27 protein-coding genes are annotated in these 22373 nt (G+C 63.2%); 18 read left to right on the top strand and 9 right to left on the bottom strand.

Annotated elements, in window-relative coordinates:
* The first annotated feature begins 526 nt into the window (after positions 1-526).
* The gene (locus LJF34_RS06620) at positions 527-697 is read left to right on the top strand and encodes a hypothetical protein (protein WP_231184062.1); all 171 of its coding nucleotides are present in this window, start codon (positions 527-529) and stop codon (positions 695-697) included.
* Positions 698-1195: 498 nt separating this feature from the next.
* Positions 1196-3373, top strand: a complete 2178-nt coding sequence (gene purL, locus LJF34_RS06615) for a phosphoribosylformylglycinamidine synthase subunit PurL (RefSeq protein WP_231184060.1) — start codon at positions 1196-1198, stop codon at positions 3371-3373.
* 158 nt (positions 3374-3531) lie between these two features.
* On the opposite strand, the gene LJF34_RS06610 is transcribed toward purL, so the two are convergent.
* The gene (locus LJF34_RS06610; RefSeq protein WP_231184059.1) at positions 3532-3684 is read right to left on the bottom strand and encodes a hypothetical protein; all 153 of its coding nucleotides are present in this window, start codon (positions 3682-3684) and stop codon (positions 3532-3534) included.
* 589 nt (positions 3685-4273) lie between these two features.
* Between LJF34_RS06610 and hisF the strand changes: the two genes are divergently transcribed.
* Entirely contained in the window at positions 4274-5089 is an 816-nt protein-coding gene (gene hisF, locus LJF34_RS06605) for an imidazole glycerol phosphate synthase subunit HisF (RefSeq protein ID WP_231184058.1), read from the top strand.
* Positions 5090-5159: 70 nt separating this feature from the next.
* Here the strand turns inward: hisF and LJF34_RS06600 are convergent, their stop codons facing one another.
* The 3 genes from LJF34_RS06600 to coxB all read right to left on the bottom strand — a co-directional run bounded on the left by LJF34_RS06600 (position 5160) and on the right by coxB (position 7310).
* The gene (locus tag LJF34_RS06600; protein WP_231184057.1) at positions 5160-5444 is read right to left on the bottom strand and encodes a DNA-directed RNA polymerase subunit L; all 285 of its coding nucleotides are present in this window, start codon (positions 5442-5444) and stop codon (positions 5160-5162) included.
* A 119-nt stretch (positions 5445-5563) separates the two neighbouring features.
* Positions 5564-6427, bottom strand: coding sequence for a heme-copper oxidase subunit III (locus LJF34_RS06595; protein WP_231184056.1), 864 nt, complete (start codon positions 6425-6427; stop codon positions 5564-5566).
* 106 nt (positions 6428-6533) lie between these two features.
* Positions 6534-7310 (bottom strand): cytochrome c oxidase subunit II, encoded by a 777-nt coding sequence (coxB, locus tag LJF34_RS06590; protein WP_231184055.1) that lies wholly within the window; start codon positions 7308-7310, stop codon positions 6534-6536.
* A gap of 108 nt (positions 7311-7418) precedes the next feature.
* Here coxB and LJF34_RS06585 point away from each other — a divergent pair, with 108 nt between their 5' ends.
* From LJF34_RS06585 to LJF34_RS06560, 6 genes are all read left to right on the top strand, one after another.
* A complete protein-coding gene (locus LJF34_RS06585) occupies positions 7419-8801 on the top strand; it encodes a heme o synthase (protein ID WP_231185046.1) in 1383 nt (460 codons plus the stop codon).
* Positions 8798-9460: a hypothetical protein gene (locus LJF34_RS06580; protein ID WP_231184054.1), complete on the top strand. Its 663-nt coding sequence runs from the start codon at positions 8798-8800 to the stop codon at positions 9458-9460. Before LJF34_RS06585 ends, LJF34_RS06580 begins: the two co-directional genes overlap by 4 nt.
* Positions 9461-9664: 204 nt before the next feature.
* On the top strand, positions 9665-10468 hold the full coding sequence (locus tag LJF34_RS06575) for a M48 family metalloprotease (RefSeq protein WP_231184053.1): 804 nt from the start codon (positions 9665-9667) through the stop codon (positions 10466-10468).
* Between the two features lie 144 nt (positions 10469-10612).
* Positions 10613-11551: an ABC transporter ATP-binding protein gene (locus tag LJF34_RS06570; protein ID WP_231184052.1), complete on the top strand. Its 939-nt coding sequence runs from the start codon at positions 10613-10615 to the stop codon at positions 11549-11551.
* On the top strand, positions 11548-12309 hold the full coding sequence (locus LJF34_RS06565; RefSeq protein WP_231184051.1) for an ABC transporter permease: 762 nt from the start codon (positions 11548-11550) through the stop codon (positions 12307-12309). Before LJF34_RS06570 ends, LJF34_RS06565 begins: the two co-directional genes overlap by 4 nt.
* Positions 12310-12373: 64 nt before the next feature.
* Entirely contained in the window at positions 12374-12874 is a 501-nt protein-coding gene (locus LJF34_RS06560) for an SHOCT domain-containing protein (protein ID WP_231184050.1), read from the top strand.
* A gap of 134 nt (positions 12875-13008) precedes the next feature.
* On the opposite strand, the gene LJF34_RS06555 is transcribed toward LJF34_RS06560, so the two are convergent.
* The gene (locus LJF34_RS06555; RefSeq protein ID WP_231184049.1) at positions 13009-13596 is read right to left on the bottom strand and encodes a DUF420 domain-containing protein; all 588 of its coding nucleotides are present in this window, start codon (positions 13594-13596) and stop codon (positions 13009-13011) included.
* Positions 13597-13717: 121 nt separating this feature from the next.
* Here LJF34_RS06555 and LJF34_RS06550 point away from each other — a divergent pair, with 121 nt between their 5' ends.
* From LJF34_RS06550 to LJF34_RS06535, 4 genes are all read left to right on the top strand, one after another.
* Entirely contained in the window at positions 13718-14350 is a 633-nt protein-coding gene (locus tag LJF34_RS06550) for a hypothetical protein (protein WP_231184048.1), read from the top strand.
* A 152-nt stretch (positions 14351-14502) separates the two neighbouring features.
* Entirely contained in the window at positions 14503-14919 is a 417-nt protein-coding gene (locus tag LJF34_RS06545) for a cobalamin B12-binding domain-containing protein (protein WP_231184047.1), read from the top strand.
* On the top strand, positions 14916-15911 hold the full coding sequence (gene meaB / locus LJF34_RS06540; RefSeq protein ID WP_231184045.1) for a methylmalonyl Co-A mutase-associated GTPase MeaB: 996 nt from the start codon (positions 14916-14918) through the stop codon (positions 15909-15911). Before LJF34_RS06545 ends, meaB begins: the two co-directional genes overlap by 4 nt.
* Positions 15912-15955: 44 nt before the next feature.
* Complete coding sequence (locus LJF34_RS06535; protein ID WP_231184044.1) at positions 15956-16894, top strand: alpha/beta hydrolase; 939 nt, start codon at positions 15956-15958, stop codon at positions 16892-16894.
* Here LJF34_RS06535 and LJF34_RS06530 read toward each other — a convergent pair.
* From LJF34_RS06530 to LJF34_RS06515, 4 genes are all read right to left on the bottom strand, one after another.
* Positions 16871-17248 (bottom strand): OB-fold domain-containing protein, encoded by a 378-nt coding sequence (locus tag LJF34_RS06530; RefSeq protein WP_231184043.1) that lies wholly within the window; start codon positions 17246-17248, stop codon positions 16871-16873. The two genes, LJF34_RS06535 and LJF34_RS06530, sit on opposite strands and share 24 nt — an antisense overlap.
* Positions 17245-18411 carry a beta-ketoacyl synthase N-terminal-like domain-containing protein gene (locus LJF34_RS06525; RefSeq protein ID WP_231184042.1) on the bottom strand — a complete coding sequence of 389 codons (1167 nt, stop codon included), beginning with the start codon at positions 18409-18411 and terminating at the stop codon, positions 17245-17247. Before LJF34_RS06525 ends, LJF34_RS06530 begins: the two co-directional genes overlap by 4 nt.
* 337 nt (positions 18412-18748) lie before the next feature.
* A complete protein-coding gene (locus LJF34_RS06520) occupies positions 18749-19015 on the bottom strand; it encodes an HAH_0734 family protein (protein WP_231184041.1) in 267 nt (88 codons plus the stop codon).
* A gap of 73 nt (positions 19016-19088) precedes the next feature.
* Complete coding sequence (locus tag LJF34_RS06515; protein ID WP_231184040.1) at positions 19089-19991, bottom strand: twin-arginine translocation signal domain-containing protein; 903 nt, start codon at positions 19989-19991, stop codon at positions 19089-19091.
* Positions 19992-20158: 167 nt separating this feature from the next.
* Here LJF34_RS06515 and LJF34_RS06510 point away from each other — a divergent pair, with 167 nt between their 5' ends.
* From LJF34_RS06510 to LJF34_RS06490, 5 genes are read left to right on the top strand one after another with little or no spacing between them, the layout of a single operon-like run.
* Entirely contained in the window at positions 20159-20440 is a 282-nt protein-coding gene (locus tag LJF34_RS06510) for a 50S ribosomal protein L44e (protein WP_066143248.1), read from the top strand.
* Positions 20441-20443: 3 nt separating this feature from the next.
* A complete protein-coding gene (locus LJF34_RS06505; protein ID WP_231184039.1) occupies positions 20444-20617 on the top strand; it encodes a 30S ribosomal protein S27e in 174 nt (57 codons plus the stop codon).
* Positions 20614-21414 (top strand): translation initiation factor IF-2 subunit alpha, encoded by an 801-nt coding sequence (locus LJF34_RS06500; RefSeq protein WP_231184038.1) that lies wholly within the window; start codon positions 20614-20616, stop codon positions 21412-21414. The genes LJF34_RS06505 and LJF34_RS06500 overlap by 4 nt, the downstream gene beginning before the upstream one ends.
* Positions 21411-21593 (top strand): RNA-protein complex protein Nop10, encoded by a 183-nt coding sequence (locus LJF34_RS06495; protein WP_231184037.1) that lies wholly within the window; start codon positions 21411-21413, stop codon positions 21591-21593. Before LJF34_RS06500 ends, LJF34_RS06495 begins: the two co-directional genes overlap by 4 nt.
* Before the next feature lie 5 nt (positions 21594-21598).
* Entirely contained in the window at positions 21599-22357 is a 759-nt protein-coding gene (locus LJF34_RS06490) for a proteasome assembly chaperone family protein (RefSeq protein WP_231184035.1), read from the top strand.
* Positions 22358-22373: the final 16 nt, after the last annotated feature.

The raw sequence follows: 22373 nt of genomic DNA, 5'->3' as shown, positions 1-22373 counted from the left end.
GCAGTTCATATCATTGCCGACAAAGTATTTAGGTATTGTGGTGGAATGGGGCAGTAAGGAGGACGGAAGCATTTCGAAAGCGAAAAAAGGAACAGTAATTGGCTAAAATATGCGTTAAAATTGTATGTCCACACAATTCTCGATCGCTCCGTGTCGGTTCCCCTCCGAAGCATCCGGGCGTGGTTGCTGTCGCGCGGTTGCTCACGCTGGAGGCCGAGAAGGGGACACGGTGCCAGTCGGGTACCGTCATAGAAACCTGCGCTCGAAAACAGATGTTCTACCACCAGAAGCTTCCAAACGGACCCCATCGGCGGACGTCCCACCGTTCATCTCCGACGAGCGCAACGGTTTCTCTCGCGGCCGTGAATCACGATGCGTTTCGCGTCGCTGCTCTCGCGCTCGCCGGCTCCTTACGCGATGGGCCACCGACTCCGGAGATATCTGTTTTTATTGTGGCACGTTCGAATGGCTGTATGAAAGGAGTTTGCAGAAAGCTTTTACCGGAATGTGCTCACCAAGTAGTTATATGATAGACAAGATAGGACACGAGACTTTCACCGAGAGAGTCATTTTGAAGACGCTCACGTTTTCAGTGACGCCGCTCGTCGTCATGCTGGTTGCGACTGGCCTCCTGTTCAAAGGTCGGTTCACGGCCGCGAGCCACTGGGTCGCACACGACTGGCGCGAACCGCTGTAACGGTGTGGATTCATGCGGCTTGAATAAGCAAACACCACGTTCAGGCTCTCTATTCCTACGACGGTACGTCGTAGGGGTGCTCTCTTCCATCCACAAGGCCCCTTCGCCTCTGACATTCCTCGCGCTTCCGATCCTACCGCTTCGAGAGTGTTCTACGCTCCGTTTCCTGCCGTGAGTCGGAGTAACGTAACTCGCCGAGGGTATCGTTCGCGTGGTCGAAAGTGCCTCCTCCGACGAGCGTGCGACGGCCACGAGCGAGTCACTGAGACGTCGGTTCCGTCGTTTCAACGTCATCAGTCGTTTCTTCATTCGTTACAGCGCTCGTCTTCGTCCCTGTGACGGTGGCGAGAGGCGGTTGCGTTGCGACGGTCGTTCCCACGGACGTCGGTATCATCCTCGGAGTCGCGTTATACACAGGGCTTCAGTCAGTCGCACGAAACCCACCACGTTCGTGCATATGGAAAGGCATTAATCCGCCCTGTTTGTACAGCAGGGTGAATGAGTTTGTCCGAGTCCGACCGAGAGTTGGTCGTGGCAGAACTCGGCCGCGACCCGACGCCGGCCGAGGAAGCGCTGTTCGAGAACCTCTGGAGTGAACACTGTGCGTATCGGTCGTCGCGTCCCCTGCTGTCCGCGTTCGAATCCGAGAGCAAGGAGGTCGTCATCGGACCGGGTGACGACGCCGCAGTCGTCGCGCTTCCGTCGGCCGACACCGACTCCGCTCGCGGCAGTGGCCGCGCAGACGAATCCACCTACATCACAATGGGTATCGAGAGCCACAACCACCCCTCCTACGTGGACCCGTACGACGGCGCTGCGACGGGCGTCGGCGGCATCGTCCGCGACACGCTGTCGATGGGCGCGTACCCCATCGCGCTCGCCGATAGCCTCTATTTCGGTGGCTTCGACCGCGAACACTCCCGCTACCTGCTGGAAGGGGTCGTCGAGGGCATCGCCGATTACGGCAACTCCATCGGCGTGCCGACCGTGACCGGAAGCACGCAGTTCCACCCCGACTACGAGGGGAACCCGCTCGTCAACGTGGCCTGCGTCGGACTGCTTCCCGCCGAGCGCCTCATCACGGCCGAAGCGCAGACGCCGGGCAACAAACTGCTCCTCGTCGGCAACTCGACGGGACGGGACGGACTGGGCGGCGCGAGTTTCGCCAGCGAGGACCTCGCCGAGGACGCGGAGACGGAGGACCGCCCGGCGGTACAGGTCGGCGACCCGTACACTGAAAAACTCCTCATCGAGGCGAACGAGGAACTCGTGGACGGCGGACTCGTCGAATCCGCTCGGGACCTCGGCGCGGCGGGCCTCGGCGGCGCGTCGAGCGAATTAGTGGCCAAGGGCGGTCTCGGGGCCGACATCGAACTCGACCGCGTCCACCAGCGGGAACCGAACATGAACGCGCTGGAGATCCTGCTCGCGGAATCGCAGGAACGCATGGTCTACGAAGTTCGCCCCGAAAACGTGGACGCGGTGGCCGACATCGCCGAGAAGTACGACCTCGGATGCACCGTCATCGGTGACGTGACCGACGGCAACTACGTCTGTGAGTTCGACGGCGAAATCGTCGTGGACGTGCCCGCCGAATTCATCGGCGACGGCGCGCCGATGAACGACCTCCCGTCGGAGGAACCCACCCAACCCGACCGCGACCTGCCGGAAACGGACGTCCGCGAGGCGTTCGAAGCGGTCGTCGGGTCACCCAACTGCGCGAGCAAGTCGTGGGTGTACCGCCAGTACGACCACGAGGTTCAGACGCGTACGTCGGTCCTGCCCGGCGACGATTCGGCCGTCCTCGCGATCCGGCAGGCGGGACTCGGCCTCGCGTTCTCCTCCGGCGCGAACCCGAACTGGACGACGGCCGCACCCTACGACGGTGCCCGCGCGGTCGCACTCGAAAACGCGGCGAACCTCGTGGCCAAGGGCGCGACGCCGCTCGCCGCGGTCGATTGCCTGAACGGCGGCAACCCCGAGAAACCCGACGTGTACGGCGGGTTCAAGGGTATCGTGGACGGCCTCGCCGACATGTGTTCCGCCCTCGGCGTTCCCGTCGTCGGCGGAAACGTCTCGCTGTACAACGACTCGCCGAGCGGCCCGATTCCGCCGACGCCGACGCTGGCGATGACGGGCACCACGGAGGAATACGACGCGCCGCCCACCGAACTCGTGGGCGACGGAACCTTGCTGCTCGTCGGCGAACCGACCGCCGAACTCGGCGGTTCCGAGTACCTCGCGCAGGTCGGCGGTACCGACCGCTTCCCCGCGCTTCCCGAGAACGCCGCGGAACTCCTCGGCGGACTCCGAGCGGTTGCTACCGAGGACGGCACGCTCGCGGTCCACGACGTGAGCGACGGCGGCCTCGCGGTGACGCTCGCCGAGATGGTTTCGGAGGATGCGGGCGCGGCCGTCTCGCTCGAAGACGTCGGAGACGCCGACGCCGCCCATATCGCCGAATCGCTGTTCAGCGAACTCCCCGGCCGCGCGGTGGTCGAGACGAACGACCCGGACGCGGTGGTCGAGGCGCTGGACGGCGTCGCGCCCGTCACCGAACTCGGCGAGGCGAACGGTTCGGGAACGCTCCGAATCGACCTCGACGGTGAGGAACTTCGATACTCGGCGAGCGAAATCGCGGCGCTCCGCGACGTCCTCGTTCGGGAACTCGAATAGGGAATCGCGGTCGCTCGGTCGCCATTTTTCGATTCGAAAGTGGAACGGGACGGGATGGGGATCTCCGTGTCCGTCTCCGATCGTTGGACGGGTTGTTCCGGTTCGCTGGAAACGCTCATCGCTCCTCGTCTATCGCCTCGAAAACGGAATACGACCCCTCAGAGCAACAGTGGAACGCCGACCACGACGGCGAGACCGATGACGAGGACGACGAATCCGGTCGTCACCTGTCCCATCGTGAACTCCTGCATCGGGGAGGTCAGTCGCGACATTCCGTCCGTGTGCTGTACCGGGTCGGTGTCTTCTTGCATGGTTGCAGTTCTGCGTGCGCGGTACTTCGATGTATCGGTGTTCGGGGCGCGAGAGGGTGTCGTTTAGTATGATTCAGTAGTATTTACTGCTCTACGAGAGAAAATGATGAAACCCGATGGGATTCAGTATCCTCGTTTTTTCTCCCTTGACGTGCCCTATCGTCGGCAATCCGCCCGCTACAAGAAAACGATGACTCTGCTGTGATTGCACGCACTACGAGGAAGTCCCCGAAAGCCCCCGCCTGCTCGCGGTTGTTCAGCGGCATCTCGATTCGGTGCAACCCGCACACCTCATCGAGAGGGGCCGCTGAAGCAACCACGCAAGCGCGAGCAAGCGGCCCCTTTCAGTCCAACCCCACACAGCATCGCATCAACCACACCCTCCCCAACCGATTCGCTTCGCTCATCCCTCGCACGCTGTCAGCATCGACCTTCGGCCGTCCACTGGCCTCAGGTCGGTGCCAGCGCGCGCCACAGTGAAACTCTGAAATCTCGAATCCCCGATGTCGCTGGAACCGTCTCGTCGTTTGTTCGCAACGGTTTCCAGTAACCCGACTCCTTTTGCCACCCGGTTCCCAACCCACACCCAATGACGCTCACGAAGCGGATAATCCCGTGCATCGACGTGGATTTGGACGACGACGGGAACCCGGCGGTGTACACCGGTGTCAACTTCGAGGACCTGAAGTACACCGGCGACCCGGTGGAGATGGCGCGACAGTACAACGAGGCGGGCGCGGACGAGTTCGTCTTCCTCGACATCACGGCCAGCGCCGACGGCCGCGAGACGATGCTTTCCGTCGTCTCCGAGGTGGCCGACGAAGTGTTCATCCCGCTCACCGTCGGCGGCGGGATTCGGACGCGAGAGGACATCAAGGAGACCCTCCGAGCGGGTGCGGACAAGGTATCCATCAACACCGCCGCGCTGGAGCGCCCCGAACTCGTCACCGAGGGCGCGACGGCGTTCGGCAACCAGTGCATCGTCATCAGCGTCGACGCCCGACGGCGGTTCGACGAGGGGGGCGAACACTACGAAGAGGTGGACGGCGAGTCCTGCTGGTTCGAGTGCACGGTCAAGGGCGGCCGCGAGGGAACCGGCATCGACGTGGTCGAATGGGCGAGAGAAGCCGAATCGCGCGGCGCGGGCGAACTGTTCGTCAACTCAATCGACGCCGACGGGACGAAGGACGGCTACGACGTCCCGCTGACGAAGGCCGTCTGCGACTCGGTTTCGACGCCGGTCATCGCCTCCTCGGGATGCGGCGGGCCGGAGGACGCCTACGAGGTGTTCGCGGACGCGAACGCCGACGCGGCGCTCGCGGCGTCCATCTTCCACTTCGGCGAGTATTCGATTCGGGAGGTAAAGGAGTACCTCGCGGAGCGGGACGTACCTGTGCGGTTGTAGTCGGTCACCGCCACGCCGGGGGTCAGACGGTTGTGTCTGTCGGCGTCGAAAACGTTCGACCGGGTGAGAATCAGGCCGCAGATTCGAACGCCTCGCGGAAGGCGTTCGTCTTGTCTTTGACGTTCTGTGCTCCGGCTTCCAACGCGTCGAGGGGGTCGACGCCGCCCTCGGTTTTGATGGTGAGGAGCGGGTCGGTCTGGCCGCCCGACTGTTCAGGGTTCAGGTCGTACGTCGCCGCTGCGACGCCCTCGGTTTCGAGGAGTGCACCCTTCAGCACGTTCATGAAGGTGTGGTCTTCGCCCCCGATTTCGATCCGGAGTTCCGTATCGCTCTTCTCGATAACCCGCAGTTCCATACCACCGAATTCTCCGTTGTCGCGTTTCAATCTTGCGAAGCGCGTATTTTCGCGTTCGCGGGGATGGCCGAGGCGGTCACTCGGGGGGAGGATGAAAAATCGACCGTGAGAATTCGCGGTCAGAACTGCATCTCCGCGCCGACGTACAGCACGACGACGAGGAAGATCCAGACCACGTCCACGAAGTGCCAGTACATCGAGACGGTCGATACGGAGACGTGGCGGTCCGCCGAGTACTGTCCGGTGAGCGAACGAACGAAGACGATACCGATGAGCACCGCACCCATCGAGACGTGCAGACCGTGCAGGCCGGTCAGGCCGAAGAACGCGCTGTTGAAGATGCCGCCCGTGAAGGTGAAGTGGTCGTGGACGATGAATTCGTAGTACTCGTACACCTGCCCGCCGATGAACACGATTCCGAGGAGGAGCGTCGCGCCGAGACCGGCGATGAAGCGACTGCGGTTGTTCTTCCGCAGTTCGACGTGCGCCCAGTGGAGCGTGATGCTGCTCGCGACCAGCAACGCCGTGTTGGCGATGACGAGCGAGCCGACGAGGTCGGGCATTTCTGCACCCGTCGGGGGCCACGTCCCAGCGCGGATGAAGAAGTAGTAGACGAACCCGGCCCCGAACGTCGCGATTTCGGACCCGAGGAACGATATCATTCCCCAGCGGAGCGCGTTCGAACCCGCTTCGTGGGTGTCCCTGCTCCAGAAGTGTTTGACGAATGCGTGATACAACCAGCCGTACAGTCCGACGAGGAAGACCAAGGCGCTGGCGATGAACACCGCGGGACCGATGGTCGGCCCGACGAGCGGTTCGGAACCGCGTCCAAGGATGAACAGTGCGGCACCGACGTAGAACCCTGCCCCGCCTATCGCGGTGATGAAGGGCCACCACGACGCCTCGCCGAAGCCTTTCGGCCAGTCTTCGACGGCCGGGAGGTGATGGCCGTGCTCCTCTGTCGAATCGTCCGTTACCGTCATACAGAGACGGTTACTGCCCGACTACTAAAAATGCACCCAAAGGCGCTCGGCGGAAGCGGGAGAGAGACTCCGCTAGGGGGAGTATCGAAACGAGAGAAAAGCGGTCTCAGGCCGACGTGCTGTTGCCGCCCGAGGTGCTGTTACCCGACGTGCCGTTCGAACTGCCGCCCGACGAGTTCTCCTGTTGCTGTTGTTTCAGCCACTTTTTGTACTCCTCGTTGGAGACGACTTTGATCTTGCTCAGCATGTTCGAGTGACCGACACCACAGTACTCCGCACAGTAGACTTGGTAGGTGCCCGTCTCAGTGAGCTTCGTCTTGAGAGTGTGATGCTGGTTCGGGATGGCGTCCTGTTTCAATCCGAGTTCCGGGACGTGGAACGAGTGAATCCAGTCCTTCGACGTGACGTTGAAATACACCGGTCTTCCCGTCGGAACGACGAGTTCGGAAGAGCCCGTTATGTTGTGGTCGGGGTAGTTGTAGGTCCAGACGTAGCGCTGGCCGACGACGTCCACGTTGACCGCGTTCGCTTCCTGATTCATCGCGTCCTGTGGCGTCGTCGTGATGTACTGGTTCGCCATCACACCGTAGGAGGCGTAACCGACGAAAAGGAGGACGATTGCGGTGGCGACCGTCCACGTGATTTCGAGGCGTCGGTTCTCCTTCGTGGGGAGGGGTTCGTCGTTGTTGCGGAACTTCAGCACGGTGTAGATGAGGATACCCTCAACGAGCACCGCGATGGGAATTCCTGCGTACAGCAACTGTCCGTTCAGCGTTTGAATCAGGCGTTCAGTCGTCGAACTGTACGCCGCCACAGGGTCGACGGCGACCGCGAGGAGCGTCGCGCCGAGCGCCGCGACGAACGCTATCCGCTTGGAATCCATATTGACCTAGGCTTCGGAAGAGACCCATAAATATGTGCTGTCTTCGTCGTCACCGAAAGTCGGATGGCCTAAGTACGCGGGGATTCAAATCGTCAAACAACGGTGGCATTGCAGGATTCCTCATCCGGACTGTTCGAACGGACACTGACGGCGACAGCAGTCGGCGTGTACCTGCTGGTCGTCGTCGGTGCGACGACGTCGCTCGTCAACGCCGCGTCGGCGTGTTCGACGTGGCCCGCCTGCAACGGCCATTGGCTCGTTCCGCTCACCGACCCGAAACTCCTCATCGCGTGGACCCACCGCGCCGTCGCACTCGTCGTCGGCCTGTGTTTGCTTGCGACGGCTGCATTGGCGCTCCTCGGGGATTTACGACCACGCGTGAAGGCCGCCGTCGGCTTCGCCGCCGTCCTCTATCCGGTGCAGGTCGTGTTGGGTGCGTATGCGGCGACGACGGCGACGACGACCTCGTTCGCCGCCGTCCACCTCGTCGTCGGGATGGCCATCTTCGTCGGCGTCGTCCTCGCCCTCGCATGGACGCTCGAACCCGAAGCGAGCAGCGGTCCGGTCGGCATGAGCTTCACCGACCCGGAACCGGCCGACACGCCGGGAACGACCGGGGACCTCTCGGGACTCCGCGCGACGGCCTACGCCTACTTCCGTCTGATGAAGCCGCGGCTGATGTGGTTGCTCTGTCTCGTCGCTTCCGCCGGAATGGCGCTCGCGGCGGGACCGAATCTCCAAGTCGGAACCGTCGTCGCGACGCTCACGGGCGGTGTCCTCTCCATCGGCGCGAGCGGGACGTTCAATCACGTCCTCGAACGCGACGTGGATCAGCGGATGAACCGCACCGCGGACCGCCCGGCCGCGACGGCACAGATTCCCGTCCGGAACGCCATCGCCTTCGGCGTCCTGTTGGCCGTCGCGTCGCTGGCCGTCTTCCTCTCGGTGAACCTGCTCGTCGCCGTGTTCGGCCTGTTCGCCATCGTGTTCTACAGCGTGATTTACACGCTCATCCTGAAGCCGAACACGGTACAGAACACCGTCATCGGCGGCTTGGCGGGGTCGCTTCCGGCGCTCATCGGGTGGGCCGCCGTGACGGACGGCGTCGGCCTGCCCGCGTTGGTGTTGGCCGGGGTCATCTTCCTGTGGACGCCCGCCCACTTCTACAACCTCGCGCTGGCGTACAAGGACGACTACGCACGCGGCGGGTTCCCGATGATGCCCGTCGTCCGCGGCGAGGCCGAAACCCGCAAACACATCCTGCTCTGGCTCGGCGCGACGCTCCTCGCGGCGGGCGCGCTCGCCACGGTGACGACCCTCGGATGGCTGTATGCCGTCACGACCGTCGTCTTCGGTGCGGTCTTCCTCGTGACCGTCGTGAAATTGCACCACGAACGCGACGACGCGGCGGCGTTCCGCTCGTTCCACGCGTCGAACGCCTACCTCGGCGCGCTCCTCGTCGCCATCGTCGTCGACGCACTCGTACTATGAGCACCGGTTTCGCACGATACCGACCGACCGGCGAATCGCTGCTGTGGGGAGCCGTCGTGCTGAACGCGGAACTGTTCGCGCTGTTGCTTTACTTCGCCATCTCGAACTACTCAGGCGGCGAACTGCGCTACCTGTTGTATCCGTTCATCTGGATAAACGTCGCCCTCCTCGCGGTGGTGAAGACGAAGCCCATCGCCCGGAACGACCGCGATAGGCTGATCGGACTCGTTCTCGCGTCGGGATACTTCCTGCTGGTCGCCTACTTCGGCGGCCTGTTCGGTCCCGCCCACTCGATGCCCGGCATGCCCGCGAGCGGCCTCCGAATCGCGTGGCTTCCGCCCGGATGGGGGCCGGCGCTCCTCTTTCACAACGGCCTCGTTCGGGTGTCGCTCATGCCGTTCAAGCTGGTCGGCTATCTGGCGCTCGCGTACCTCGTCTACGCGACCATCCTCGATGCGGCGGGGTCCGCAATCTCCGGCCTCCTCGGCCTGTTCTCGTGTGTGAGCTGTTCGTGGCCCATCGTGGCGTCGCTCGTCACCGGCGTCGCGGGCGCGGGGTCGGGGCTTGCCGCCACGGTTTCGTCCGGGTCCTACGACATCTCCACCGTCGTTTTCGTCGTCACCGTCGCGCTGTTGTACTGGCGGCCGACGATTCGGTGATAAAGACGGCAAAGCTCATGCCATCCCTCCGAGTATTCTCCGACGAATGGATTGGAAACCCGACAGAAACCTCCAACTGCGGATGGCGCTCGCGCTCTGTCTCGCCGCGTTGTTGCCGTTCGCGTTTACCGTGGCGCTTTTCTTCCTGTTCTCCCTCGCGATGCCGACTATAGCGACGCCGCGAAACGTCCCGTCGGACTGGCGGTGGTCGCCCTCGGAACGCCCGGTCTCCTCGGATTCCTGTATCTCGTCGGAAAACGGGCGACCCTTTGGTCGGTCGGTGCCCGCCGCGTCGGAACGGACGAAGCGGCCGGGCTGCACGCCATCGCCTCCAGACTCGCGCGGCAAGCGGACATCGAAGCCCCCGATATCGCGGTTTCTCACACCGACGTTCCGAACGCGTTCACCGTCGGACGTTCCCCGTCGAATTCGACCATCGTGGTCACGACCGGACTGCTCGACGTGCTGGACCGCGACGAAGTCGAAGCGGTGTTGGCACACGAACTCGCTCACATCAAGCATCGAGACGTGGCCGTGATGTCCGTCGCATCGCTCTTGCCGACGATTTCCCTGTTTATCGCGTCGTTCTCCCTCCACCTCGTTCGAGCGTTCGTGGACGTGGCGAAACAGTCCCTTCGGGCCGGAGTGGTCACTCTCTTTCTGGTCCTGTTGTCGCTCCCGTTCTTCGTCGTTTCGGGCCTGTTCTGGCTCGCAAGCGCCCTGCTCTCGCACATCATCGGTCGCTATCGGGAGTACGCGGCGGACCGCGGCGCGGTTCGAATCACCGGCAACGCCGCGGAACTGGCGAGGGCGCTCAAGACGCTGGAAGCGGAAATCGAAGGGACGCCGACCGAGGATTTACGGGAACTCGACGGCGCGGCCGCGCTTTCGGTCGTTCCTCTCTCGACCCAACTCGGACTCCGAACGCCGATATCGCATCCGCCGACCGAAAAACGTATCGAGCGTCTGCGGGCGATGGAAGCAACGCTGGAAGGCTCGACGAACTGACTCGGCGGACCGATGAAAGGGAGAAAATTCTCCCGACGGAACTATCTTCAGCCAGCCATCTCCCGCTCCGATATAACGTCGTACGACGTACCGCTTGATGCTCGAATCGAACCTCTTACCTAGGCACGGCGAGAAGTTTCTGGCATGTCCGACGCACTCGTCGCCGATAACGTTCGGAAGGAGTACGGCGATACCGTCGCATTGGACGGCGTCTCACTCTCGGTCGGCGCGGGCGAGGTGTTCGCGCTCATCGGGCCGAACGGTGCGGGCAAGACAACACTCATCCGGTCACTGACCGGGACGACGACTCCCGGCGGCGGGACCGTCTCCGTCCTCGGTGTTCCGCCCGGTACCGTGGACAAATCACGGGTCGGTCTGCTCCCGCAGTCGTTCGACCCGCCGGCCCGCCTCTCGGCGCGGGAACTCGTCGCGTACTACGCTGGATTGTACGACGGTGCATGCGACCCGGACGAGGCGCTCGCGGACGTGGGGCTTTCCGATACCGGCGATACGTGGTACGAGAACCTCTCGGGGGGACAGCAACGCCGCGTGTGCGTGGCCGCGACGCTGGTCAACGACCCCGATATCCTGTTTCTGGACGAACCGACGACGGGAATCGACCCGGCGGGACGCCGCGCGCTCTGGTCGCTCGTCGAGGACCTCGCGGCGGGCGGAACGACGGTGTTTCTGACGACCCACTACATGGCCGAGGCAGAGCGACTGGCCGACCGAGTCGGCCTCCTCGCCGACGGAAAAATCGTCGCCGTCGGGACGCCCGACGCGCTCATCGGCGAACACGGAGGCGAGAGTCGCCTCGTCGTGGAGACGGCGACGCCTCGCGCCTCCGTCGAGATGGGCTACACCGTCGAGGAAACCGACTCCGGATTGGTCTTCGACGGCGTGACGCCTGCCGACATCGGTGACGTCGTCGCGGATTTGAACTCGCGCGGCGTGGAGTACGAGGCGCTGACGTGGACCGAACCCGACTTGGAGGACGTGTACCTCCGACTGACGGGGGCATCGATCGGACCCGAGACGACGCGACGTGCCGGCGAGGCCGCAATCGCCGGGGGTGACCGATGACGACGGTCGGTCGCGTTCGTTCGGAGGCCGGTGCGGCGTGGCGGTCGTTCCTCCGCCGCCGCACGGCGGTCTTCTTCACGTTCTTCTTCCCGGTCATCCTCATCCTCATCTTCGCGGTGTTGGTGCAGACGAACCCGGGGTCCGGTGGTTCGGGCGGCCTGTTCTCGAAACCGGCGGCGTATTATCTGCCGGGCTACCTCGCCGTCGTCGTGCTGTTCACGCCGCTGTCGCGCGTGGGGAGTTCGGTGTCCCGTCACCGCGAGTCCAACCGCTTCGAGAAACTGGCGACGACGCCGCTCACCCGCGCCGAGTGGTTGCTCGCGCACACGCTCGTCAACGTCGTCATCATCGGGTTGGCGGGCATCATCATCCTCGCGCTCATGGCGCTGGTGACGAACGCGGGCGTCTCGTTCGGCGCGTTGCCCCTCGTCGCGGTGTTCATCGCGCTCGCCGTCGGGTTGTTCTGCGGTCTCGGGGCGCTCCTCGGTAGCTTCGCCGGATCGGCGGACGGCGTCATCGCCGCCAGCAACGCCATCGCCCTGCCGCTCCTCTTCCTCTCGGACACGTTCGTCACGCCGGACCTCCTGCCGTCGTGGTTCCAACCGGTGATGAACCTCTCGCCGCTCACCTACTTCGCACGCGGTGTGCGGATACTCACCTACTCCGGGGGGTCGAGCGGCGGCGACTTGGTGGTTCTCGCGGTGCTCGCGGTGGCGTTCTTCCTCGCCGGGGCGTACGCGATTCCCGAGACGGATTGAGCGTATCGTATTATCTATTCTACACGACCACAACGAATATTAGCGACCGGAAAGAACCCGCGGTATGGTCAATCGTCCCTCCCCGGAGTCGAAGTTACGCCGCTGGCATCGACTCGTCGAACACTACACGCCGGACGGCGCGCTCGGGCGCTTGCTCCTCTCGATTGGGTCCGGGTCGCTTAGCATGTTCTTCTTCGGTATTGCCTTCGCCAGCCTGAACAACACCGGACTGTTCGGGATTTTCCTCTTTTTCCCGTTCCTCATGTCGATAAGTTTGGGTGCCCTGCTGTTGACCGTCGCCGTCCTGTGGCCGGTGTACCTCTCGCTCATCGGAAACGTGGAGTCGGCGAGGGCGTATCCCGACTCGTCGGTCTCGTCGTCCTCGACGTCCGTATCGTCCGGGAACCACGACGAGCAGGACGACGCCGTGGAGATACTGAAACGGAAGTACGCCGCCGGGAAGGTCTCCGAGTCGGAGTTCGAACGCCGACTCGAAACGCTCCTCGGAACGGAGGAGTTCACTTCGCGCTTCGACGGGCGAAGCCGAGAACTGGAGCGAAATTAGGTCGAGGATGGCCCGCGCCTGTGCTTCCCCGTCGTCCTCAACTGCGTCCTCGTCATCCATCGGATTCGAGTACACTCGTCAGTAACCTCACTGTTTCCTCCGAAAGAAGGCTCGATAAAAACGTGGCGTGAGCGTTACGCCGGAATGGTCCAGCCGTAGATGTGATTGAGCATGACGTACGTGACGACGCCGAGCGAGAGCGAGAGAATCCACGCCGAGGCCGCGATTCTGCCGACCTTCGCGTGTGCCGTCTCGCGGAGTTCGGCGGGCGTATGGGTGAGTCCGAGAACGAGGGCGTACAGCACGACCGGGACGGAGACGACCGAGAGAACGATGTGAATCGCGAGCATGATGAGATAGGCGTAGTAAACGATTCCCTCCACGAGGATGTGTTTCTCGCCGCCGCTCCCGCCGACCTTCGTGAGGTAGAGCGCGAGGAAGACGAGGATGAGACAGAACGAGGTTATCATCGCGGCGCGGTGTTTCTCGACCTCCCCGTTGCGAATCCAGTACCAACCGAGCGCGAGTGAGACGGTTGCGACGGTGTTCACGACCGCGATCGCGTCGGAGAGCACGTTGATGGTTTCCCGCCCGATGGATGGGTAAATCGGCAGGATGCCCGCGAACGTCCCGAGGACGAGTACGTATCCGATAACCGAGAGGACTGCCGTCACTTTCGCCGGACTCTCCCGCGCACGTTGTCGCGCGTTCGCCGTAGCCATGACGGGCGATTGGGACTGCCGGGGTAAGGTGGCTTCGCTTCGTTCTCATCTCGTGGGATTGGGACGCGATTTTCTCTCTCCGATGGAATTATTGCACCGCGTGTAATATCATCGAATAGCAATGTCCTCCCTCGGTAGAATTCCTTCTCCCCGTTCCCTGTTGGTCCTCCTATTCATGGGAATGCTCGTCCTCGCGGCCTTCACCGGCCTCACCGACAGTGACGCGGCCCGGAAATTGCTCCGCGTGCTCATCCCCGTCTCCGGAATGGTGTTCGCGCTCAGCGCCGGCCGCGAGGCACGGTCCCGTCCGGAACTCGCCGCACACTTCGCAATCGGTCTCTCCTGCGCTATCGGCCTCTCCCTCGAACTCGTCGGCGAGGGCGTGTTCTCCAACCTGTACGTGAACGTCGCAATCATCGCGAGCGGAATCGCGGTTCGGGCGACTACGATGCGACGCGACGGATGGTCCAGTCCGAACTATCCGACGAAAACGGGGACGACGGACACGGATACCGATTTCTGGGACGACCCGAAATCCGCACTCCCCGACTCCGAATCGGTGCTCATCGTCGTCCTCCTCGCCGTCGGAATCGTCGTGTTCCTCGACGCCGCCGGGTTCCACGCGATAGCGAACATCGAGGAAGCGCTCCGCTCCGACCCGCTGGATTTCGTTTGGCCCCTCGCGCTCGTCGTAGGGGCGAAAGTCGTCGGCCTCCTCAAGAATCGAGCGGAGGAATCGGTGTTGGAGGAGTAAACCACTCCACAACCATCGCATGCCACCCCATCGACCACCGACCGACGCATGGAACCGCCGCCCGCGCATAACAACCGGACTTGTTTTTTCGCAACTCGTTTTTCACATGTATTTCCGTTAAAGTGAAACCCGAACGCGGGGAAGGGTGGTGTATGAGCGCAGATCAGGAACAGCAGTCGATTCGCTGCCTCGTCGCCAAGGTCGGACTCGACGGCCACGACCGCGGCGCACACGTCATCGCGCGGGCCTTCCGCGACGCCGGATTCGAAGTCATCTACTCGGGACTGCACAACGCCCCCGACGAAATCGTGCAGGCCGCCGTGCAGGAGGACGTGAACGTCCTCGGAATCTCCATTCTCTCGGGTGCCCACGACACCCTCGTTCCCAAAATCGTCGACGGTCTCAAGGAGTACGACGCGTTCGATGACACCCTCATCCTCGTCGGCGGCGTCGTCCCCGACGACGACAAGGCCGAACTCAAGGAACTCGGCGTCGCGGAGGTGTTCGGTCCGGGCACGCCGATGGAAGAGACTATCGAGTTCGTCCGTGAAAACGCGCCCGAACGATGAGCGCGACGCACGCGGATTTGCTCGCCGACCTCCTCGACGGGAAGCACCGGGCGCTGGCGCGAGTCATCACGAAAATCGAGAACCGCGACCCCGGCTATCGGGAACTCGTCTCGGAACTGCACTCCCACACGGGTGACGCCGAGATCATCGGCATCACGGGCAGCCCCGGCGCGGGCAAATCGACGCTCGTGGACAAGGTGGCGAACGACTACCGCGAACGCGGCGAAACTGTCGGCGTCATCGCCATCGACCCCTCCTCCCCCTTCACGGGTGGGGCCGTCCTCGGCGACCGCATTCGCATGGCGAGCAACGTCGGCGACATGGACGTGTTCTTCCGGTCGATGAGCGCACGCGGCAGTCTCGGCGGCCTCTCGACGGCCACGTCGGACGCCGTGAAGGCCCTCGACGCGTTCGGCAAGGACAAGATCATCGTCGAGACGGTCGGCGCGGGCCAAAACGAGATAGACATCGTGAAGACCGCCGATACGGTCGCCGTGTTGGTCCCTCCCGAGAGCGGCGACAACGTGCAGATGCTCAAGGCGGGCATCCTCGAAATCGCCGACGTGTTCGTGGTGAACAAGGCAGACCTCCCCGGCGCGAACCGGACGGTCACGGAACTCACCGAGATGGTCCACATGCGCGACGGGCAACCGACGCCCGAGTTCGGCGACGACGTGGACTACGATTGGGAACCGAAAATCGTCGAGACGGTGGCGAAGAGCGGCGAGGGAGTCGCGGAGTTCATCGACGTCCTCGACGAACACCGCGAAGTCCTCGAAACCACGGGCATGCTCGACGCGAAAGCCCGAACGAGATACGCCGAGGAGATACGGGCGCTCCTCCGCGAGGACGCCAACCGCCTCGTCGCGTCCGAAATCGAATCCCGCGGCGGCATCGAGGAGTTGGTCGAAGCCGTCTTCGAGCGCCGGACCGACCCGTATTCCGTCGCCGACGAGGTGATCTCCCCCATCGAAGAGTGCCTTCACGACTGATTTCTGGCAAAACCGATAAACGTGCTCGGGTCGCCACCCTACGTATGAAACTTCGACGGCTCGCCACAGCGACGGCAAGTGGGGTCGGACTCGCCGCACTGGTGAATAAAACGCTCACGAAGCGTGCGGAACCGCTCGGTCCATCTTTGGAGGGCTTTCAGGGGACCTACCGCTGGCGCGGGTTCGACGTCGCCTACACAGAGGCGGGCGACCCGGAAAATCCTGACGTGCTCCTTCTCCACGGTGTCCACGCCGCCGCGTCGAACAAGGAGTTCGACCAGATTTTCAAGCAACTCGCACAGAAATACCACGTCATCGCTCCCGACTTGCCCGGATTCGGTCGGTCGTCGCGCCCGCCGGTCGTCTACACCGCCGAACTCTACACCTCCTTCATCGTCGACTTCGCGGACGACATGACCGACGACGCCATCTGTCTCGCCTCCTCGCTCACGGGGTCTTACGCCGTCCTCGCGCAGGTGGAGACGGGGGCGTTCTCGCGGCTGGAACTCATCTGCCCCACCGACGACGCCGGAAAGCGGCGGACGTGGCTCCGCACGCTGCTTCGCTCGCCTGTCGTCGGAACGGCCTTGTTCAACGCGCTCGCCAGCAAGCGCTCGATTCGACGGTTCAACGACCGCGACGGTTACTACAGCGAAGCGTCGTACACGGAGAAGGACGTGGAGTTCGAGTGGCAGACGGCCCATCAGCCGGGCGCTCGCTTCGCTCCGGCGTCGTTCGTCTCTGGCTATCTCAACCCCGAGGCGGACCTCGGCGACGAAATCGCCCGCGTGGACGTTCCCGTGACGCTCGTCTGGGGACGTGAAGCGAAGGTCACGCCGCTCGAAGGCGGGCAAGAACTCGCGGACGAAGGGGATACGCGCCTCATCGTGTTCGACGAGGCGCGACTGCTTCCGCACGTCGAACATCCCGGCCCGTTCCTCGAAGTGCTGTTCGACGAACTAGAGCCACTCGAACTGCAGTAGTCGGTCGCCGCTCGTTTTCGATTCGCCGATTCCCAGTGACACCGAGTCTCCGACTTCCACGTCGTCGGGTGCCATCGCCGTCACGCGGACCGGTCCGAAGTCAGCGATGGCCGTCGTGTACGGCGCGTCGTCCGTGAACGCCGGTGCCGCGACGTGAACGACCGTGTACGTGTCGATCTCGCCGGTTTCGGGAAGCGGCGTTTCTTCGAGGTCGGTGTCGCCGCACTCGGGGCAGATTCGGCGCGGCGGCAACGACCCGTGTCCGTTCGCGCATTCGAGGTAGTACGCGTCGCCAGTCTCGATGGCGTCCACCCACTCGTCGTAGCCGGTGTTGCCGTGGGCGTTTTCGCTCATTGTCCGACCTCCAGAACGTGCACCGTCGCGCTCGCGACGGTACCACCCGCGTTGTGCGCCACGCCGACGTTCGCATCCGGCACGGCGTCGCTGTTCGGATGGTCACCGCGCAGGATGCGCGTCATCTCGACCATCTGACTGGCACCCGTCGCCCCGACCGGGTGGCCCTTGGCCTTCAGGCCGCCGGAGAGGTTGACCGGGCGGTCCCCGTCCCGCGTCGTCTCGCCGCGTCGCGCCGCGCCGATAGCCTCGCCGGGTGCGTAGAAGTCGAGGGCTTCGAGCGCCAGCACCTCCGCGATGGTGAAACAGTCGTGGACCTCGGCTACGTCCACGTCGCTCGCGTCGATTCCCGCCTCGGCGTACGCCTCTTCGGCGGCCTCCTCCGCCGCCGGTGTGCGGGCCAGGTACTCGCGCCCTTGGAGCGCCATCCGGTCGCCGCCCTGTCCGGTTCCCGTCACCGAAACCGGCGCGGACAGGTCGTTCTCCTCGGCGTACTCGTCGCTGACGAGGACGAGCGCGGCCGCCCCGTCCGTGATCGGGCACGCGTCGAACAGGCCGAGCGGTTCGGCTATCATCGGCGCGTCGAGGGCCTGTTCGACCTCGATTCCCTTCCGGAACTGGGCGTGCTCGTTCGGCACGGCGTTCTCGTGATTTTTGACCGCGATGTGGGCCAAATCCTCGCGCGACCCGCCGTACCCCTCGAAGTAGGCCTGTGCCATCAGCGCGTACGCGCCGGGGAACGTCATCCCTGCGCGAACCTCGTAGAGGTCGTCGGCCGCGATGGCGAGGGCTTCGGTCGTCTTCGCCGTTCCGAGGTTGTTCATGCGCTCCGCGCCGCCGACGAGGAGGACGTCCGCTTCGCCGTTTCGGACGTCCTTGACCGCCTGTCGAATCGCGACGCCGCTGGACGCACACGCGCTCTCGTAGCGCGTCGCGGGTGCGAGAACCCCCGCGGCTTCGGCCATGAGCGGTCCTTGGTGGCCCTGATGCTCGGCCAATTCGCCCATGAAGTTCCCGTAGTGGAGCGCTTCTACGTCCTCACGGGGCACCTCCGCGTCGGCGAACGCGCCGTCGCTCGCTTCGGCGAAGAGGTCCCTGCCGGTCCGTTCGGGATGCTTCCCGAAGTGAGTCAGTCCGACTCCCGCGATCCGAACGCCTGTCATGGGAGAACGTACGAGTGGTGCGGTTAAGAAAGCCACTCCTTTCGGTTTCGAGCCGATTGGGAGAAATTTCAGCCGATACGATCCCGAAATTCTGGACGGGTGGGCAGTTCGACGCCGACGTATTCGTAATTATTTTTCAAAACCGACCTGTTCGGCGGGAAACTGACAGTTCGTGCAACCGTGACACGTTCGCGCTTGCACATCGGTACCGTCCTGCACTTTTCGCGATTTCGGGTGGGCGATTTTCGGGGTCGAACGAGGCGTCGTTGAAACGTTCCCGGGAGGCATGGCTCATCGGGTACGAGAGGGAAAACGGGAGAGTTCGAGATGACGTAGCTTAGACGGCGAGATCGTCTGCGTGCTTGACGACCTCGACCGCGCCGGCGTCGATGGATTCGGTGTCGAGCCAGTGGGGGACGTAGTTTCGGCGCTCGAAGTCGCCGCGCTCCTCCTCGCGGCCGATGACGCACCACAGTTGGGGTTCGTCCGGACCGTGCCAGTCGCCCTGACGGCTGATGGAGAAACAGACCTGCTCCTCGTCGTCGTAGTCGATGATGGCGTTCTTTCGGATGCCGGGGTCCCCGTGGATGATGAGCCGCTTCATACGTTGCGATTTGTAAGGCGGTCAATTAAGCGCTTCGCAACCGCCTTTTCGCCCCGCCCCGCGTCACCCCTCGTTAAACGTAGTACGAGGCGTTGTCCATGTGATAGACCATCTCGTCGCCGAGCGTGTCGAGGTAGTTCGAGTGGTCGTCGCCGACTTGGGACGTCGCATCGTACTCCACGTAGTTCGGGGCGGGCGTGTTGCCGTCCTCGTACCCCGTCTCGCCGAGCGCTTGGTCGAACTCGATGGTGTTGTACACCCACTGGAGCACGTCGTCGGCGGTGTTGTGGTAGTTGAACGTCGCCGTCGTCTGGTTCGCGATGGCGTTGTAGGTGTCCATCCACTCCGTGGTCGGAGCCTCGTTGTCCTGTGCCGCCCCGAGCATGTGAACGGAGTCCACGGCGTAGCCCCGGTCGGTCCACCACGAGGTCACGTCGAGCGAGCGGAGCGAACTCAGGAGCACCTGCGCGCCGAGCGAGTGGCTGGCGAATCGAAGCGTCACGTCGGGGCAGTAGTATTTGAGGTCCACGGCGAACTGCGCGAGTTTGACGCCGTTGTTCTGTGCGACGGTCTGGGCTTCACCCCACCCGTAGTCGGCACCGCCGCCCGCGTCGTTGTCCCACGAATAGCCGACGAGCGCCCCGCCGTAGCCCGCGGCTTCGAGGTTGTTCTTGGCCGAGAGGAACTTGTCCTTCGCGTTCTGCTCGGGCGTGTCCCCTGTCTTGTGCCACCCGTGGATGAAGACGGTCAGTTCGTCCACGCACGCGGCATCGACGCCCGGTACGTCGCCCGTCGTGTCGTAGCCCGTTTGCGTGTGTCCCGCGGTGAGGCTGCCGTCGTCGTTGAAGTGGCCCCGCGTCGAAACGATGGGAATTCCGTACCGTTCCGCGCTCACCGTTCCGGCACCGAGAATCGTGAGTCCGGCCGCCGTCGCTGCGCTTCCCTTGAGAAGTCGCCGTCGATCGATGTTTATCATGGTTCTCCAATCTATGATTCATTATAATACAACTTCAAATTTTTTATTTGAGTAATTGAATAAAACATTCGCATGGGTGGCGCTATATATCCGCCCTCGCCCGGCCGAGGTGGAAACCAAACGGGTTTTAAGTCCCCGCGCGCAATTTCTCCGTAAGGTCGATATCTATGCAGATGCCACGTCGATTTAACACGTACTGCCCGCACTGTCACTCGCACCACGAACACGAAGTCGAGAAGGTCCGCACCGGCCGACGAACCGGCATGAAGTGGGACGCTCGCCAGCAGAAACGCGGCAAAGCCGTCATCGGTAACGCCGGCGGTTTCTCGAAGGTTCCCGGTGGGGACAAACCGACGAAGAAGACCGACTTGAAGTACCGTTGCAGCGAGTGTGGCAAAGCACACCTCCGTCCCGGGTGGCGCGCTGGCCGACTCGAATTCCAGGAGTAAACCATGGCAGGAAACTTTTACAAAGTGCAGTGTCCGGACTGTGAGAACGAACAGACCGTCTTCGGAAAGGCGGCGAGCGAAGTCAACTGCGTCGTCTGCGGTCACAAACTCGCCACGCCGACCGGCGGCAAGGCCGAAATCGATGGTGACGTCGTCGAAACAATAGCATCCCGATGAAATACAGTGGCTGGCCCGACACTGGCGAACTCGTCGTCGGTAAGGTCGACGAGATAGAGGACTTCGGGGTCTTCATCGACCTCGAAGAGTACGAGGACAAGCGTGGGCTCGTCCACGTCAGCGAGGTCGCCAGTGGCTGGATCAAGAACGTCCGCGACCACGTCAGCACCGGACAGACCGTCGTCTGTAAGGTTCTCGACGTGGACGAGGGGTCACAGCAGATAGACCTCTCCATCAAGGACGTCAACGAACATCAGCACAGCGACAAGATACAGGACTGGAAGAACGAGCAGAAGGCCGACAAGTGGATGTCGCTCGCCTTCGGCGAGGACATGGGCGACGAACAGTACACCCATGTCGCAAACGAACTCCTGGCCGAGTTCGGCAGCATCTACGACGGCTTCGAGCAGGCGGCGATTCACGGTCCCGAAGCGCTCGACGGTACCGACCTCGAAGACGAAGAGGTCGAGCAGTTGGTCGAAACCGCCCGCGAGAACGTCTCGGTTCCCTACGTCACCGTCACCGGCTACGTCGACCTCCGTAACCCGGGGAAAGACGGCGTCGACGGCATCAAGGCCGCGCTCGAAGCCGCGGAAGGAAACGGCGACATTCCCGACGAAGTGGAACTCGACGTGACCTACGTCGGTGCGCCCGAGTATCGGGTTCGCGTCAAGGCACCGAACTACAAGACGGCGGAAGCGCAGCTCGAAGAGAGCGTCCGCCGTGCGGAAGTCGCGATGGAAGGCACCGACGGAAGCGCGGACTTCCACCGCGAACGCCACACCGACGACGAATGAAATCGGACATCCGGGTGTGTTCCGCGTGGAAGGCGGAACACGACCGCCCGGTGTACACCCTTTCTGCGACGTGTCCTGACTGTGGAGCGAAGGCCGTAAACAGTGCGCCCGCGCCGTTCGACCCGAACGACCCGTACGGGGAGTACCGACGCGCACTTAAGCGGCGCGCCCACGAATAAGGAACATGGACGAAATCGACATCGAAATCGTCGCAAACCCGGATCTGGAATCCCCCGTCCTCATCGAGGGATTGCCGGGGGTCGGTCACGTCGGCAAACTCGTCGCCGAGCACCTGCTCGAAGAGAAGGAGAGCGAACTCGTTCGACGGGTGTACTCGGAATTTCTCCCGCCGCAGGTAAGCGTCGGTGACGACGGCACCGCGTCGCTGGTCTGCATCGAACTCCACGCCCTGACGCTCGACGATCAGGACGTTCTCGTTCTGACGGGGGACTATCAGGCACAGGACAACGTCGGCCACTATCGGCTGACGAACGCGTTCCTGGACGTAGCGGAGGAGTTCGGCGTCGAACAGGTCTTCGCGCTCGGCGGCGTTCCGACCGGCGAACTCATCGAGGAGTACGCGGTGTTGGGCGCGGCGGCGACGACGGAGTTCGTGGACGAACTGGAGGAGGCGGGCGTCGAGTTCCGCGAGGACGAACCTGCGGGCGGCATCGTCGGAACCAGTGGTCTGCTCCTCGGTCTCGGCGGCCGACGCGGAATCGAGGCGACGTGCCTGATGGGCGAGACGAGCGGCTACCTCGTGGACCCCAAAAGCGCACAGGCGGTGCTCGAAGTCCTCCAGAACGTTCTCGACTTCGAGGTCGATTTCAGTTCGCTCGAAGACCGCGCCGAGGAGATGGAAGAGGTCGTCAACAAGATAGAGGAGATGGAGTCTCAGCAGGCGCCGATGGCGTCAGACGACGACCTTCGGTACATCGGCTAGGCGGGACCGCTTTTAC

Origin of the sequence: Haladaptatus sp. DYF46, from assembly GCF_021083305.1 — an archaeon.
Classification (GTDB): domain Archaea; phylum Halobacteriota; class Halobacteria; order Halobacteriales; family Haladaptataceae; genus Haladaptatus.
This window is presented reverse-complemented; position numbering and strand designations above follow the sequence as displayed.